This window comes from Streptomyces sp. NPDC001927 (assembly GCF_053594455.1).
In genome coordinates, this window is the sequence record NZ_JBSFEN010000009.1 from 67,678 (window position 1) to 83,118 (window position 15,441).

Below are 15,441 nucleotides of genomic sequence, written 5' to 3' on the forward strand. Positions count from 1 at the left end.
CCGGCACCGATGTCCCTGAGGTTCGAACTCGACCCCTCGATCACCCCTGAGGTACGGGACGGGGTCCTGCGGCTCTGGACGGACGTCTCCAACGCGGGCGGAGCCGTCGGCTTCGTCCCGCCGGTCACCGTGGACGACGTCCGGTCCGAGCTGGTCAAGCACCTTGCCGCCATGGCCGAGGGCCGGATGCGCCTCCTCGTCGGGTACGAGGAGGACGGCACCGTCGCCGCCACCACCTTCGTCGCGTACAACACGCACCGGCTGATGCGGCACTGGGTCTGGCTCTACACGGTCATGGTCCACCCCTCCCACCAGGGCAAGGGGTACGGCCGCGACCTCATGGCCGCCGTCGAGGACGAGGTGCGCGGCTTCGACGGGATCGACGCGATCCGGCTCACCTGCCGGGGCGGCACGGGCGTCGACCGCTTCTACGCCTCCTGCGGCTACAAGGAGGTCGGGCGGGTGCCCGGCGCGATCCGGGTGGCCGAGGGCGACGACCGGGACGACATCTTCATGCTGCTCCCGCTGAATTGATCACGTATGTCCCGTGCTTCACTGGTGGGGCTGCATCACAGACAGAGAAAGGGGCCGTCGTGGCCGCGAACGGGACGGGCGCTGCGACCCTCCGCTACACCCTCATGCGCCTCGGCATCTTCGCCGGGTGCTTCTTCGCGCTCTGGGGGCTCGTCTACGTGGGCGTGCTGCCGCGCGGCCTCGGCGACTCCAACCTGCTCTGGGTGCTGCTGCTCTCCATCGTGATCTCCGCGCCGCTCAGCTACGTCCTGCTGCGGGGCCAGCGGGACGCGATGTCCGAGCAGATCGTGGCCAAGGTGGACCGGGCGAAGGACCGCCTGGCGGAGAACCGGTCGCGCGAGGACGCGTAAGGCTGGACCCGGCCCGCGGCAGACCCGCGTAAGGTCCGGGTAAGTTTCATCACAGTACAAACACCCCGGTCGGAGCTTCGAAGGCTCTTGACCGGGGTGTTCTGCGTTTCGGAGGCCAGGGTGGGCTCCCGGGGCCTCAAAGAATGGCTTTGAGGTTCTCAAAGTTCAAGTGTTAACGTACCTGCCATGACGACAGCAGTGCGCCCCCTCGATGCCGTGAGCATTCCGCTCGTGGCGCGCCTGCATGTCGATCTGTGCCGCTGTATGTCCGCGGTCTGTTGCCGCGAGCTCTGACCCCGGCATCATGCAGCGGTACCGCTTGAACGCGTGTGTACCGCACCCCCGTCCCCGTATTTCCCCGATACGCACCGCTGGAGTGTGTCTGTGTCCGCGTCCGCGTCCACGCCCGAGGCGAAGTCCCCGACTTCCTCCCGCATACCCAAGATCCCCTTCTGGGCCCAGATCGTCGCCGGTCTCGTGCTCGGCGTCCTGCTCGGCTGGCTCGCCCGCAGCCAGGACATCAGCTGGCTGAAGGACACCCTCGGCCAGGTCGGCGACATCTTCGTCCAGCTCCTGAAGCTGGCCGTCGCCCCGCTCGTCTTCTTCGCGATCCTGGTGTCGATCACGAACCTGCGGAAGGTCAACAACGCGGCCCGGCTGGCCGCGCAGACCCTCGTCTGGTTCATGATCACCTCGCTCGTCGCGGTCGCCATCGGCCTCGCGCTCGGCCTGCTCACCAACCCGGGCGCCGGCACCGGCCTCACCCCGCAGGACGGCAAGCTGCCGAAGCGCGAGGGCACCTGGATCGACTTCCTGACCGGGATCATCCCGACGGACGTCATCACCCCGTTCACCGAGCTGAACGTCCTGCAGATCGTCTTCATGGCCGCCGTCGCCGGCGTCGCCGCGCTCAAGCTCGGTGACCGCGCCAAGCCGATCCTGTCCCTCTCCGAGTCGGTCCTGGAGCTCCTCCAGAAGGCCCTGTGGTGGGTCATCCGCCTCGCCCCGATCGGCACCGTCGGCCTCATCGGCTTCGCCATCGCCGACTACGGCTGGGAGCTGATCGGCAAGTACGCGACCTTCACCGCCGACGTCTACATCGGCTGCGCCCTGGTCCTCTTCGGCGTCTACCCGCTGCTGCTCGCGACGGTCGCCAAGGTCAACCCGATCCAGTTCTTCAAGGGCGCCTGGCCGGCCATCCAGCTGGCCTTCGTCTCCCGCTCCTCGGTCGGCACGATGCCGGTCACCCAGAAGGTCACCGAGCGCCTCGGCGTCCCGAAGGAGTACGCCTCCTTCGCCGTCCCGTTCGGCGCGACCACGAAGATGGACGGCTGCGCCGCGATCTACCCGGCGCTCGCCGCGATCTTCATCGCGCAGATCTTCGACGTCCAGCTGGGCATCCAGGACTACCTCCTGATCGCCTTCGTCTCGGTCGTCGGCTCGGCCGCCACGGCCGGCCTGACGGGCGCCACGGTCATGCTGACCCTGACCCTCTCCACCCTGGGGCTCCCCCTGGAGGGCGTCGGCCTCCTGATGGCGATCGACCCGATCCTGGACATGATGCGTACGGCCACGAACGTCGCCGGCCAGGCGCTGGTCCCGGTCGTCGTCGCCGCCCGCGAGAAGATCCTCGACCTGGACGCGTACAACTCCGCCTCGTCCTCCCCGGTCGACGAGCGCGAGAGCACCCGCGAGACGGTGGCCGTCGCCGCCTGACCCGCACCCGCACGCCCGTGATGCCCATGTCCCCTCGGGGGCATGGGCATCACGCGTTCCCGCGGTCCGTGGCGGTGGACATAGGCTCTCCCCCGAGTCGGCGGGCAGGGCGGGCACGGGCGGGAAGGGCGGCGGTCGTGATGGGTGGGGTGAAGGGGAAGCGGATGCCTCGGGAGGTCCGGGAGCGGCAGATGATGGATGCCGCCGTGCGGACCTTCGGACGGCTGGGGTACCAGGCCGCCTCGATGGACGAGATCGCCGAACTCGCCGGGGTCTCCAAGCCGTTGGTCTATCTGTATCTGAACTCCAAGGAAGAGCTCTTCACCGCCTGCATCCGGCGCGAGGCGCAGGCGCTGGTCGCCGCCGTCGTGGGTGGGGTCGACCGGGCGGAGCCGGCCGAGGAGCAGTTGTGGGCGGGGCTGCTCGCCTTCTTCACGCACACCGCCGAACACCCCGACGGGTGGGCGGTGCTGAGCCGGCAGGCGCGGACGCACGGGGAGCCGTTCGCCGGTGAGGCGGGGCGGATGCGGGACGAGATCGTCGCGTACGTGGGGACGCTGATCGGGGCCGCCGCCCAGGAGACCCACCGCGCGACGAACCGCGACCCGGAGCTGGCCGAGCGGGACGTCGCGGGGCTCGCCCAGGCGCTCGTCGGGGCCGCCGAGTCGCTGGCCGGCTGGGCCAACGAGACGCCGGGGATGACGGCCTGGGAGGCGGCGGCGACGCTGATGAACTTCGCGTGGGCCGGGCTCGGCAATCTGATGCGGAGTGAGCGCTGGTCCCCTCGGGGATTGTCCTCGCCCTCTCATCTCTCCTAGATTTACCCGGAGTTACCAAGGGCCGAAGGGCCGAGGAGCCGCACGTGTCCGTCCCCGAGCCCCATCCTCGGATCACCCTCGTCGCCGGCGCCGTACGGGAGGCCTCCGTACCGCCGCTCGTTCCTCCGGTCCGGCACGGGTCGCTCGCCGATGTTCCGTACGACAACGCGTCCGCCGAGCCCGACGCCGTCGTCTTCGGGCGCAAGCGCGCCGACGGCGGTTGGGACGACGTCACCGCCGCCGCCTTCGCCGCCGAAGTCCACGCCGTCGCCAAGGGGTTGATCGCCGCGGGGCTGCAACCCGGCGACCGGCTCGCGCTGATGGCCCGTACGACCTACGAGTGGACCCTGCTCGACTTCGCCGCCTGGGCCGCCGGCCTGATCACCGTCCCCGTCTACCCGACCTCCTCCGCGTTCCAGACCCGCTGGATCCTCCAGGACTCCGGCGCCGTCGCCTGTGTCGTCGAGGACCCCGCGCAGGGCCGGCTCGTCTCCACCGAGCGCCGCGGACTGCCCGGGCTCGCGCACCTCTGGGTCCTCGACGCCGGTGCCGTCGACCAGCTCAGGCGGGCCGGGGCGGACGTGCCCGACGAGGCCGTGACCGCCCGGCGCGCGCTCCTCGGCCCCGACACGCTCGCCACCCTCGTCTACACCTCGGGCACCACCGGCCGCCCCAAGGGCTGCGCCCTGACCCACGGCAACTTCTTCGCCGAGGTCGACAACGCCATCGCCTTCCTGCACCCGGTGTTCCGCGAGATCCTCAAGGAGGCGCCCGCGACCCTGCTCTTCCTGCCCCTCGCGCACGTCTTCGGGCGGATGGTCGCCATCGGCTGCGTACGGGCCCGGGTGCGGCTCGGGCACGCGCCGTCCATCGAGAACGGCGACCTGCTCGCCGACCTGGCCGGCTTCCGGCCGACGTTCCTGCTGGCCATCCCGTACGTCCTGGAGAAGGTCTACAACTCCGCCCGGGCGACCGCCGAACGATCCGGCCGGGCCTCCTCCTTCGACCGGGCCGCGCGCGTCGCCCAGCGGTACGGCCACGAGGACGCGCCCTCGCTCGGGCTGCGGGCGGCCCGCGCGCTGTACGACCCGCTGGTCTACCGGCGGATCAGGGACGCCCTCGGCGGCCGCGTACGGCACGTGATCTGCGGCGGCTCCCCGCTGGGCACCCGGCTCTCGGAGTTCTACTCGGGCGCCGGCATCGACGTCTACGAGGGGTACGGCCTCACGGAGACCTGCGCGGCCTCCACCGTCACCCCGCCCCGGAGGCCCCGCACCGGAACGGTGGGCCGGCCGCTGCCCGGGACGGCGGTACGGATCGCGGACGACGGCGAGATCTGGCTCAAGGGCGGCCACATCTTCGCCGGCTACTGGGACGCCCAGCGCGGGGTGGCCGTGCCCTTCACCGACGAGGGCTGGTTCCCCACCGGCGACCTGGGCGCGCTCGACGAGGACGGCTATCTGCGGATCACCGGCCGGAAGAAGGACATCCTCATCACCTCGGCGGGCAAGAACGTCACCCCCGCCCCACTGGAGGACTGGCTCCGCGCCCACCCGCTGATCGGCCAGTGCCTGGTCCTCGGCGACAACCGCCCGTACATCACCGCGCTGCTCACCCTGGACCAGGAAGGGCTCACGCACTGGCGGCGGATGCGGAAGAAGGACCACATCCCGCTCCGGCAGCTCGCCGCCGACGAGGAACTCCTCGGTGTGCTCCAGCGCGCCGTGGACGACGCCAACCGGCTGGTCTCCCGGGCCGAGTCCATCCGCGCGTTCCGCGTCCTCACCACCGAGTGGTCCGAGGCGAGCGGCCACCTGACGCCCTCGCTGAAGCTGCGGCGCGCGGCGGTGCTGCGCGACTTCGCCGACGAGGTCGAGGGGATGTACGGGGGCGAGGACGCGGCCGTCACCCCCTGAGGGCCGTCACGCCCTGAGGGACCCTGAGGGTCGTCACACCATGAGGCTCACTTCGTGGATCTCGTCGGCCGCGTGGCCCGTACGGGCGTGAATGCGCTGGACGGCGTCGGCCGAGGGCCCGTGGGACAGGCAGTAGACCGTGCCGGAATCCGGGTCCGCCCACGCCTTCTCGAAGTGGACGCCCTCGTCCTTCTCGATCGCCAGGTCCGCCGCGTGCGCTTCCTTCAGCTCGTCGGCGGTGATCCCGACCATGTTCCGGTGGACATCCATGTACGTACCCATGGTTCTCCCACCTCCTCTTCTCATGGTGCGCCCCGCCCCCCGGTCACGGCCAGAGCAGCTCCCGCGTCCAGCCGCCCGTCGCCTCCCTGCGGTACCGGAGCCGTACGTGCCGCCGCCGCTCGTCGCCCTGGAAGAACTCGACCTCGGCCGGCTCCAGGACGTAGAGCGTCCAGCTTTCGGCGTGCGCCCCCGGCTCCGCCTCCGCCCGCTCCCAGGCCGCCCGGCTCACGCGGGCCAGCGTGTCCAGGTCGTCGAGGACCTCGCTCTGCCGCCCCACGAGCGCGGAGGCCAGGGCCCCGGTGGTGCGGGCGTGCAGATCGGCGTACGCCTCGTCGCGCGGCGAGGTCGAGACCCGGCCGCGGACCCGGACCTGGCGGCCCTGGACCGGCCAGTAGAACCCGAGCGCGGCCTCGGGGCGGGCGGCGAGCTGGCGCCCCTTGGCACTGGTGGCGTGCGAGGCGAAGTGCCAGCCCCGCGCGTCGGCCCCGTGCAGCATCACGGTCCGCACATCGGGCCGCCCACCCTCGTCCACGGTCGCCAGCGACATCGTGTGCGGCTCCACCTGCCCCGCCTCGGCCGCGGCCACGAACCACTCGTGGAAGAGCGGCAACGGCTCGACGGGCGCGGTCTCGGGCGCGAAGACCGGCAGGGCGGTGTCCCAGACCTTGAGGGAGCGGAGGGTGCGGTCGAAGTCGGTCATGGGGGAACCCTAGGCCGGAGCGGACGCGTGTCTGCGCGCGCCGTGTCGCTCCGGCCTCAGGGGTCAGAAACCGGCCTCGTACGACACGTCGTCCGGGAGTACGTCGGTGGCCTTCCCAGGCTTGAACGGCGCGCGCCAGTCGCCGGTACCGGCGTAGAAGTACGCCCTGTCGCCCGACACATCCCGCAGCGCGAGCAGGTCGGGGCGGCCGTCGCCGTTTCCGTCACCGATGCCGATGACGTCCTTGAACATGTTCCAGCCGGCGCCGAGCCTCGTGCGCGCGGCGAAGGTGCCGTCGCCCTTGCCGAGGTAGAGCCAGAGGACACCGGCCTTGTCACGGGCGAGGAGGTCGCCTCCTGGGGCACCGGCGAGGTCGCCGGTGGCGGTGAGCTGGTTGTAGATCCCCCAGCCGCCGCCGATCTTCTTCCGCGTGGCGAAGGGGGCGTTGGCGTTGCCCGTGCCGGTGTAGAGCCAGAGGACGCCCGTCTTGTCGGTGGCGAGCAGGTCGGGCTTGCCGTCGTTGGTGAGGTCGCTCCCGCCGGCGAGCTGGTCGTAGATCTGCCAGCCGCCCCCGACCCTCGTCCGGGTCAGGAAGGGCTTCTCCCCGAGGCCGGTGCCCTGGTAGAGCCAGAGCACGCCGCTCTTGTCGCGGGCGATCGAGTCGGCCACGGAGGTGCCCGCCACATTGCCGACGGACTCCATCCGGTCGTAGATCTCCCAGCCGCCGCCGACTCTCAAGTGGCCTGTCCGTGTGATGCTGTCGCCCGCGTCCGATGGCTGAGTGGCGAGGCGCACCAGACCGCCTCCCCAGTCACGGACGAACACATCGGGGGTGCCGTCGTCGTCATGGTCGTGCGGGGCCACAGGGCGGGTCACGGTGAACCGGCCGGTGGCGCGGAGTTCAGGGCCGATGGCGTCGTCGGGCTCCGCGATCAGCTCCCAGGTGTACTCACCGTTGGGGGCAGGGTTCGTGGAGTGGTGGCTGTACAGATCCTTGCCGTTCCACCGCAGGCTGACCGTGCGCGGAGTGTTGCCGGCGCCCGGTTCCCGCACGAGCGTCCACTCCGTACGCTTGCCGGTTCGTACGTGGACCAGGGCTACCCGGACGTACGCGTCGCTCCGGGAGAGGTTCCAGCTGAAGTCGACCCCCTTGGCGAGCTGGTCGCCGGTGACCACGGTCGGGACGGTGCTGCCGAGGAGGGTCACGGTGGTCGCCTGGCCGGTCGGCGCGACCATCGTGGCGGCCGGCTTCCCGTCCGCGCCGAGGGCGACCCGGTAGAGGCCCTCGCCCGCTGCGGGGGTGCCGCCCCGCACCATCAGAGAGCCGTCGGGGGCGGGGACGGCGGACGAGACGTACGTGAGGAGTGCGACGGTCTCGCCGGTCTCCGCCGACTCGGCGACGAAGGGCCGTGGGGGCTCGGGGGCCATGCCGTAGATCTCGGCGCCGGCGTCGATACGGCGGGGCTGGCCGACGGCCACCCATCCGCCGAGCATCTGGAAGGCGTCACCGTCCCAGCTCGTGACGCGGAGCTGCTTCCGTTCGGTCGAGCTGTGCCGGCCGACGTGGATCGAGTGCCCCGTGCTGTGCGATTCGTACCAAGCCACATGGGTGTCGGAGACAGCCGTCGCCAGGATGGTCGAGAGCGGTCCGGCCTTGGCGTGCTCGGAGACGGCGGTGGCGGCGGCGAGATCGACGACGACCTTGCTCGGGACCTCGTCCGTCCCGAGCCCGCAGTCGAAGGCGACGGTCCGCGCGGTGTACGAGGTCTCGACGGGGAGGCATTCCCCCTTCGGCATTCCGGTCACCGGCCGGTCGGTCAGTGTCCCGCCCTCGACGGTGATGAGGTGGGGCAGCCAGTCGCCGTCCGGCTGGTCGGCGATGACGATCAGTGTCGAGCCGACCGTGCCGGCGAACCAGTACGCGGCTCCGAGCTTGTCGAGGTCCACCTCCACCGGCTCCGCCTCGGGGGTGGCCATGTCGTGGACCTTCAGGACCCGGTTCTCCCACGGGTTCGCCCGCTCGCCCGTCACCACGAGGTCCGACCCGCCGGTCACCATGGCCGCGGCCGGCAGCACGGTCGAGGTCCCGTCCGCGTACCGCGTCCAGCGGTACTCGGGGGTGCGGGTGTTGGTCTTCGACAGGAAGCCGGTGGTGCCCGCGCTGACGATCTCCGCGTTCAGCGGGAACCGTACGGGCGCCTGCTGCGGTGTCGTGTCCGCCGCGTTCGCCGGGATCGCGGCCACGGCCGACGGTGCGGCCAGGGTCCCCCCGGTGGCCGCGAGGACGGCGGTGACGGCGAGGGCCGTCAGGCGGCGGCCGTGTCTGTGCGATTCCTTCATGGTGCTCCTCCCCTGGAGCGCAGGACACTAGCCGGTGCCTTCGGCCGACTCTCGTCCGGGGAGGGGTTGTTGCCCCTGGTCAGACGGACGCGTGCCGGGCGCCGTGCTCGTGCCCGTACTCCTTCAGCGGGATCGCGTTCGCCGCGCGCTGGATGTCGTCGCGGATCTTCTTCGCGATCAGGTTCTTCCAGGGGGTGCGGGGGAGGGTGCGGACCATGGCCATGCGGAGGGCGATCTTCCAGCGGGAGGAGACCGTCATCTCCTTCGCGAAGCGGGCCGCGAAGCGCTGGTTCAGTTCGACGCCCGGGCGCATCACGCGCTCGTACGCGGCGAAGGCCGTGCGGTGGTCGCCGTGGGCGGCCGCGAGTTCGCCCGCGAGGACGTACGCGCCGATGAGGGCGAGGCCGGTGCCCTGGCCGGCGGCGGGGGAGACGCAGTGGGCGGCGTCGCCGACGAGGACGACGCGGCCGCTCGACCAGCGGTCCATCTCGACGAGGGAGATCGTGTCGAAGTAGAAGTCCTCGGCTTCCGCCGCGTCGGCGATCAGGCGCGGGATCTCCCAGTCGTCGCCCGCGAAGGCCTCGGCGAGCAGCCGCTTCTGCGCCGCCGTGTCCCGGCGGTCGTAGGAGAGCTCCTCGGGCGCGGAGAAGACGAAGAGGTTCTTCGCCGTGTGCGCCTGCTCGCCCGCCGTGCTGTAGACGGAGATCAGCTTCTTCGGACGGGCGTGGTACGTCTCCCAGCGGGTGAGGCCCAGGCGGTTGGGGGCGGAGAAGATCGAGATGTACGCGCCCAGGTAGCGGGTGAAGCGCCGCTCGTCGCCGAAGGCGAGGCGCCGGGTGTTCGAGTGCATGCCGTCCGCGCCGACCACCAGGTCGAAGCGGCGCCGCCGCCCGCTCTCGAAGGCGACGTCCACGCCGTGGCCGTCGTCGTGGAGGGCCTCGATGGAGTCGCCGAAGACGTACTCGACGTCGTCGCGGGTCCGCTCGTACAGGATGCGGGCGAGGTCGCCGCGCATGATCTCGTCGTCCCCCTCGGTCCGCCCGCCGAAGATCTCGGCGGGCAGCACGCCGATCGTGCGGCCCTGCGCGTCGACGTACGAACCGCCGTCCATGTCCGTGGAGTTGGCCCGTACCTCGTCCAGGATCCCCAGGCGGCGGCAGACCTCGATGGCGGTGCCCCGGATGTCGACCTTGTAGCCGCCGGTGCGGAGTTCGGGGGCGCGCTCGACGACGGTGGGGGTGAAGCCGTGGCGGTGGAGGAGGAGGGCGAGGGCGGGGCCGGCGATCGAGGCGCCGGAGATGAGGACCGTCTTGCTCGAGGGTGCGTGCGTCATGGCAGGACTCCTGGTCGCGGTCGTGGATGCGGAGCCGCGTCGGCCCCGCACCCATGACTATACGGATGTCCTACACGCTTGTCTATGACGGATGTATAGATCTGGCGGGCTGACTCCTCGGCGGTCGGCTCCCTGGCTCCCGGCTCCCCGCTCCCTGGCCCCCGTCTCAGCCCCGGCCCAGCACCACCGTCCCCGACGAGCAGAACCAGCCCCCCGTCCCCGACGCCACCGCCAACTCAGGCAGGCTGCCGTCCGGGCGTCGGACCTGGAGGCCCGGGGCCTCGCCGCGGAGCTGGCGGACCGCCTCCACCAGGAGGAACAGGCCCCGCATCCCCGGGTGGCAGGCCGAGAGGCCGCCGCCGTCCGTGTTCACGGGCAGGTGGTCCTTCGCCTCGATGAACGCGCCGCCCTCGCCCTTCGCGCAGAAGCCCAGGTCCTCGAGGGTCCCCAGCGTCATGTACGTGAAGGCGTCGTAGACCTCCGCGAGGTCGATGTCCGCCGGAGTGACCCCCGCCCGCTCGAACGCGAGCCGGCCGCTGACCGCCGCCGGGGAGACCGTGAAGTCCTCCCACTCCGACATCGTGGTGTGCGAGACGTGCTCGCCCGTGCCGAGGACCCAGACGGGCGCCTTCGCCGTGTCCGGTACGTACTCCTCCGCCGCGAGCAGCACCGCGCAGCCGCCGTCGCTGCGGATGCAGCAGTGCAGCTTGGTGAACGGGTCCGCGATCATCGGGCCGCCGAGCACCTCGTCGACCGTGATCGGCTCGCGGAACATCGCCTCCGGGTTGAGCGCCGCGTTCGCCCGCGCCTGGACGGCGACCTCGGCGAGCTGCTCCAGGGTCGTCCCGTACTCGTGCATATGGCGGCGGGCGGCCATCGCGTACTTGGAGATCAGGGTGTGTCCGTAGGGGACCTCGAACTGCAGCGGGCCGCGCGCGCCGAAGGAGAGGTTCGAGGTGCGGCGGCGGGCCTTGATGTCGGCGCGGGCGGTCGAGCCGTAGACGAGGAGGACGGCGTTGGCGTGGCCCGCGGCGATGGCGTCGGCCGCGTGGGCGGCCATGACCTCCCAGGTGGCGCCGCCGACGGCGGTCGAGTCCACCCAGCGGGGTCGCAGGCCCAGGTACTCGGCGACCTCGACCGGGGCGAGGGTGCCGAGCCCCGCCGAGGCGAGGCCGTCGATCACCGAGCGGTCGAGACCGCTGTCCGCGAGGGCGCGGCGGGCGGCCTGGGCGTGCAGAGTGTAGGGAGTGGCCTCGTCGACCCGGCCGCAGTCGGAGAGGGATATGCCGACGACGGCGACGCGTCGCCCGGCGCGGTCGCGGTTCCGTGAAGTGGTGGGCATGAATCTGACGGTACATCAGATAAGGAGTTTCGGGATGGCGCGCAGCACGGCCGAAGACGTCGACACCTACCTCACCGAGGTCACGGACCCGGACCGCCTCACCGCGCTCGTCCGGCTGCGGGAGCTCTGCCGCACCGAACTCCACGGCTTCGAGGAGGCCATGGCGTACGGAATGCCGACGTACCGGCGGCGCGGCGGCGAGCCGGAGATCGCCTTCGCCTCGCAGAAGCAGTACATCTCCTTCTACTTGATGCGCCCGGACGTCCGGGAGGGCTTCGAGGAGCGGCTCGCCGACCAGGACATGGGCAAGGGGTGCCTGCGCTTCCGCCGCCCCGAGCGGGTGGACTTCACCCTCGTACGGGATCTGCTGCGGGCGACGGCGAAGGCGCCGGGGGAGGTCTGCTGAACCGGTGCTGGTTCCGGGTGCTCCCGGCTCTGGGTTTCTGGCCCCGTCCGCCCTAACATGACGGGCCGTCAGATACGGAGGGGAGCTCCATGGACGCCGCCTTCACCGCGGAGCAGGACGAGATCCGCCGCACCCTGCGCGAACTGCTCGCCAAACGCTCCGGGCCCGCCGAGGTCCGCGCCGCCGTCGCCACCCCCGAGGGGTACGACACCGACCTGTGGAACCGGATGTCCGGCACCCTCGGACTGCCCGGGCTCGCCCTGCCCGAGGAGTACGGAGGGGTCGGCTGCGGCCCCGCCGAACTCGCCCTCGCCTGCGAGGAGACCGGCCGGGCCCTCGCCCCGTCCCCCCTCCTCGCCACCGCCCTCCTCGCCGCGCCCCTGATCCACGCCCTCGGCACCGGGCCGCAGCGCGCCGACCTGCTGCCGCGCATCGCCGACGGCTCCCTGACCTGCGCACTCGCCGTCCCCGGTGGCTCGCTGGCCCTCGCCCTCGGCCTGACCGGCGACAACGGCTCGTGGGTCGCGGGCGGCGGGCGGGCCGGCGGCGTCCAGGCGCGGGCCGCCGCGGACGGCGGCTGGCAGCTGTACGGGGAGGCGACCCAGGTCCTCGACGGGCACAGCGCCGGGCTGCTCCTGGTCGCCGCCCACGCCGGCGGCTTCGCGCGCAGCCGGACCCTGCTCTTCCTCGTACGGGGGGAGGCCGCCGGACTGGTCCGCGCACGGCAGCCCGCCCTGGACGTGACCCGCTCCCAGGCCTCGATCCAACTGCGAAACGTGGACGCCGAGTTGCTCGGCGAGGAGCCGGTCGACGTGCTCGGGGCGCTCGCCGCGACCGGGCGGGCGGTGGCCGTGGCGCTCGCGGCCGAGGCCGTCGGCGCGGCGCAGGCGGCCCTGGACCGCACGGTCGAGTACGTCGGCTCCCGCGAACAGTTCGGGCGGCCCGTCGGCTCCTTCCAGGCGGTCAAGCACCGGGTCGCCGACCTGTACGTCCAGGTGGAGGCGGCGCGCTCGCTGACGTACGGCGCGGCCCGCGAACCGGGAACGGGTGCGCTCGCCCTCGCCGCGGCCCTGGAGGCGCTGCGGACGGTGGCCGGCGAGACGATCCAGCTGCACGGCGGCATCGGCTTCACCTGGGAGCACGAGGCGCATCTGTACTTCAAGCGGGCGACGGCGGACGAGCTGCTCTTCGGGCCCGCGCGGCGGCTGCGCGAGCGGGCCGCCCAGGTGACAGGACTCTTCGGAGAGGTGGCGGCCTGATGCCCCCCGTCGGCGTACGTCTGATGCAGAAGGTGTCGTCCACGAGGACGTTCGCGAAGGTCGCCCCGCACTTCATCCCCGCGATGGACCGGGCCGTGCACCGGCTGACGCGCGGCAAGGTGATGCTGAGCGCCCAGATGCTGCCGGGGCTGATCCTGACGGCGAAGGGCGCCAAGTCGGGGCAGCCGCGGGTCACGCCGCTCGCGTGCATGCCCGAGCCGGCCGGGACCTGGCTTCTGATCGGCTCCAACTTCGGCCGTGACGGGCACCCGGCGTGGACCGGGAACCTGCTGAAACACCCCGACGTGGAGGTGAGTTGGCGCGGCGAGACGATCCCGGTGCGGGCGGAGCTGCTCGCGGGGGAGGAGCGGGCCGCGGCCTGGCGGGCCGCGCTCGGGTTCTGGCCGCCGTACGCGACGTACCAGGCGCGGGTGGAGCGGGAGATCAGGCTCTTCCGGCTGACGAGGCGGTGACGGGCGGGGCGTACCGGCCCCGGACAGCATCGGCCCCGGACAGGGGAACGCCGGCGGCGGTCTCGTGAGGAGGCCGCCGCCGGCGCGACAGGACGGACGAAGCGCGGGTGGAGCGTGTGTCCGGGGGCAGGGGCAGGAGCTACTTGGTCGGCTTCTTGCCCGTGATCCCCAGATGCACCAACAGCGCCAGGTTCGGCTTCAGTTCGGCCTGCTTCACGCCCCAGGTCTGGAACCCCTTCTGGTGGCCGGCGACCGAGGCCAGCATCGCCACCAGGGAGCCCGCCATCGCCGCGGGGCTGACGTCCTTGTCGACCTTCCCCTTGGCCTGGAGGTCCTTCACCGCGTCCGTAAGGGAGTTGGTGACGGAGTTCAGGATCTTCATGCGGATCTTGTAGAACCGCTTGTCGCCCTCGGCGGCGCCGAGGTCCACGACCCGCAGGATCGCGTCGTGCCGGCGCCAGAAGTCCAGGAAGCCCTCGACCAGTTCCTCGGAGGTCTGCCAGCCGGCCTTGCCGACCCAGGAGCGGCCGGAGACCAGCTCGGTCAACGCGGCGCCCTCCTTGGCCATTTCCTCGGCGATCTCGAGGACGGCACCCTCGACGTCGGGGAAGTACTGGTAGAACGTCGCGGGGGAAGTGCCCGCCTTCCGGGCCACGTCGATGACCTTGACGTCCCGGTACGGCGAGGAGCTGAGCATCTCGCTGAGGCAGTCGAGCAGCTTCTGCCGCGTCGCCTGACCGCGTCGTCCGGCCACGCGGCCGTCGACGGTGCGTACTTGTCCTGTCATGCCGTCAGCTTACCGAGGGGTGATCGGCGCGCGATTCGGCCGACTGCAAATGGGGTGCACCCCCTCCGGGGCGGCACCCGGGTGGCCCCAGGGGCCCGGGAGCGGGCGGCGGGAGCGGGCGGCGGGGGCACCGGCGGGGCCCGGCCTCGTGGCGCCCACTCGAATAGGCTTATTAACAGCCTGTGGACAACTTCGGTGGACAACTCTGTGGAGGCCAGGGCGGGCGCCTCCCTATATGGCGGTATGTTCGATTATGGGGCGTGCGGGGAGGGGTGCCGCGACCTAGCGTGGAGCCATGGCGGTATTCACAGAGGGCACCCCCTGCTGGGTGGAGGCACAGCTCCCCGACCTGGAGGCGGGGAAGCGGTTCTACCGCGAACTCTTCGGCTGGACCTTCGACCCCGACCGCGACGAGGCCCTCAGTGACGGCAAGCGCGTCGCCGGGCTCGTGCCGAAGAGCGACGGCCGGATGCCCACCACCTGGACCGTCTACCTCGCCACATCCAACGCCGGCACCCTCGCCGCCCGGATCAAGGCCGCCGGCGGCCGGATGATCATGGATCCGTACCCCGTGGGCCCCTTCGGCGTCCTTGCGCTCGCCGCCGACCCCGGCGGAGCCGTCTTCGGACTGCGCCAGGCGGGCGACGACGACGGCTTCGAGAAGACGATGCTCCCCGGCTCCTTCTGCTGGATGGAGGTCTATACGAGGGAACGCGACGCGGTCGACACCTTCTACGCCTCCGTCTTCGGCTACCTCGGCCGCCAGGTGGAACCGGGCGAGGAGGGCAGGGAGAGCGACTTCGACTACCGCGTCTGGTCCCCGCCCGGCTCGCGCGCCGGCGACGACACGTCCTTCGGTGGCCGGGCCGTCCTCACCGACGCCTTCCCGGCCGCGATGCCGGGCCACGTCCTCGTCTACTTCGCCGTCGCCGACTGCGACGCGACCTGCGCGACCGCCGTGGCCCAGGGCGGCCGCGTCACGAACCCCCCTTTCGACACCCCCCACGGCCGCATCGCCGTCCTCCACGACAACCAGGGCGCCCGCTTCGCGATCCTCGCCGAACCGAAGGACGAGGACGCTGTGCCGGACGCCTCCTCCGAACCGGTCGAACCCGCCGAAAAGCCCCCCGCCCCCTCCGGCGAAATGAACTGAGACACCCCGATCCGCCCCCGGGTTCGCAACCG

General features: G+C 71.7%; 15 protein-coding genes. 9 read left to right on the forward strand and 6 right to left on the reverse strand.

Annotated elements, in window-relative coordinates:
• Nucleotides 1-9: 9 nt before the first annotated feature.
• The 5 genes from ACWCO8_RS24385 (at nucleotide 10) to ACWCO8_RS24405 (ending at nucleotide 5,334) form a co-directional block, all read left to right on the forward strand.
• Nucleotides 10-534: a GNAT family N-acetyltransferase gene (locus tag ACWCO8_RS24385; RefSeq protein WP_362012980.1), complete on the forward strand. Its 525-nt coding sequence runs from the start codon at nucleotides 10-12 to the stop codon at nucleotides 532-534.
• Between the two features lie 104 nt (nucleotides 535-638).
• Nucleotides 639-884, forward strand: coding sequence for a DUF4229 domain-containing protein (locus ACWCO8_RS24390; protein WP_451034263.1), 246 nt, complete (start codon nucleotides 639-641; stop codon nucleotides 882-884).
• Nucleotides 885-1,268: 384 nt separating this feature from the next.
• Entirely contained in the window at nucleotides 1,269-2,600 is a 1,332-nt protein-coding gene (locus ACWCO8_RS24395; protein WP_451034032.1) for a dicarboxylate/amino acid:cation symporter, read from the forward strand.
• A 140-nt stretch (nucleotides 2,601-2,740) separates the two neighbouring features.
• On the forward strand, nucleotides 2,741-3,418 hold the full coding sequence (locus tag ACWCO8_RS24400) for a TetR/AcrR family transcriptional regulator (protein WP_362012986.1): 678 nt from the start codon (nucleotides 2,741-2,743) through the stop codon (nucleotides 3,416-3,418).
• A gap of 44 nt (nucleotides 3,419-3,462) precedes the next feature.
• Nucleotides 3,463-5,334, forward strand: coding sequence for an AMP-dependent synthetase/ligase (locus tag ACWCO8_RS24405; RefSeq protein ID WP_451034033.1), 1,872 nt, complete (start codon nucleotides 3,463-3,465; stop codon nucleotides 5,332-5,334).
• 33 nt (nucleotides 5,335-5,367) lie between these two features.
• Here ACWCO8_RS24405 and ACWCO8_RS24410 read toward each other — a convergent pair whose 3' ends face one another.
• The 5 genes from ACWCO8_RS24410 to ACWCO8_RS24430 all read right to left on the reverse strand — a co-directional run bounded on the left by ACWCO8_RS24410 (nucleotide 5,368) and on the right by ACWCO8_RS24430 (nucleotide 11,331).
• The gene (locus ACWCO8_RS24410; RefSeq protein ID WP_362012989.1) at nucleotides 5,368-5,616 is read right to left on the reverse strand and encodes an SCO4226 family nickel-binding protein; all 249 of its coding nucleotides are present in this window, start codon (nucleotides 5,614-5,616) and stop codon (nucleotides 5,368-5,370) included.
• 43 nt (nucleotides 5,617-5,659) lie between these two features.
• Nucleotides 5,660-6,316: a pyridoxine/pyridoxamine 5'-phosphate oxidase gene (locus tag ACWCO8_RS24415; protein WP_451034034.1), complete on the reverse strand. Its 657-nt coding sequence runs from the start codon at nucleotides 6,314-6,316 to the stop codon at nucleotides 5,660-5,662.
• A 63-nt stretch (nucleotides 6,317-6,379) separates the two neighbouring features.
• Entirely contained in the window at nucleotides 6,380-8,656 is a 2,277-nt protein-coding gene (locus ACWCO8_RS24420) for an N-acetylmuramoyl-L-alanine amidase (RefSeq protein ID WP_451034035.1), read from the reverse strand.
• A 79-nt stretch (nucleotides 8,657-8,735) separates the two neighbouring features.
• Nucleotides 8,736-9,989 (reverse strand): FAD-dependent monooxygenase, encoded by a 1,254-nt coding sequence (locus tag ACWCO8_RS24425; protein ID WP_451034036.1) that lies wholly within the window; start codon nucleotides 9,987-9,989, stop codon nucleotides 8,736-8,738.
• A gap of 166 nt (nucleotides 9,990-10,155) precedes the next feature.
• Complete coding sequence (locus ACWCO8_RS24430; RefSeq protein WP_451034037.1) at nucleotides 10,156-11,331, reverse strand: thiolase C-terminal domain-containing protein; 1,176 nt, start codon at nucleotides 11,329-11,331, stop codon at nucleotides 10,156-10,158.
• Between the two features lie 34 nt (nucleotides 11,332-11,365).
• Between ACWCO8_RS24430 and ACWCO8_RS24435 the strand changes: the two genes are divergently transcribed.
• The 3 genes from ACWCO8_RS24435 (at nucleotide 11,366) to ACWCO8_RS24445 (ending at nucleotide 13,469) form a co-directional block, all read left to right on the forward strand.
• The gene (locus tag ACWCO8_RS24435; protein ID WP_451034038.1) at nucleotides 11,366-11,737 is read left to right on the forward strand and encodes an iron chaperone; all 372 of its coding nucleotides are present in this window, start codon (nucleotides 11,366-11,368) and stop codon (nucleotides 11,735-11,737) included.
• 89 nt (nucleotides 11,738-11,826) lie between these two features.
• The gene (locus tag ACWCO8_RS24440; RefSeq protein ID WP_451034039.1) at nucleotides 11,827-12,996 is read left to right on the forward strand and encodes an acyl-CoA dehydrogenase family protein; all 1,170 of its coding nucleotides are present in this window, start codon (nucleotides 11,827-11,829) and stop codon (nucleotides 12,994-12,996) included.
• Complete coding sequence (locus ACWCO8_RS24445) at nucleotides 12,996-13,469, forward strand: nitroreductase family deazaflavin-dependent oxidoreductase (RefSeq protein WP_362012999.1); 474 nt, start codon at nucleotides 12,996-12,998, stop codon at nucleotides 13,467-13,469. The genes ACWCO8_RS24440 and ACWCO8_RS24445 overlap by 1 nt, the downstream gene beginning before the upstream one ends.
• Before the next feature lie 139 nt (nucleotides 13,470-13,608).
• Here the strand turns inward: ACWCO8_RS24445 and ACWCO8_RS24450 are convergent, their stop codons facing one another.
• On the reverse strand, nucleotides 13,609-14,256 hold the full coding sequence (locus ACWCO8_RS24450) for a TetR family transcriptional regulator (protein WP_362013000.1): 648 nt from the start codon (nucleotides 14,254-14,256) through the stop codon (nucleotides 13,609-13,611).
• Nucleotides 14,257-14,551: 295 nt separating this feature from the next.
• On the opposite strand from ACWCO8_RS24450, the gene ACWCO8_RS24455 reads away from it, so the two are divergent.
• Nucleotides 14,552-15,409: a VOC family protein gene (locus tag ACWCO8_RS24455; RefSeq protein ID WP_451034040.1), complete on the forward strand. Its 858-nt coding sequence runs from the start codon at nucleotides 14,552-14,554 to the stop codon at nucleotides 15,407-15,409.
• The last annotated feature ends 32 nt before the right edge of the window (nucleotides 15,410-15,441 follow it).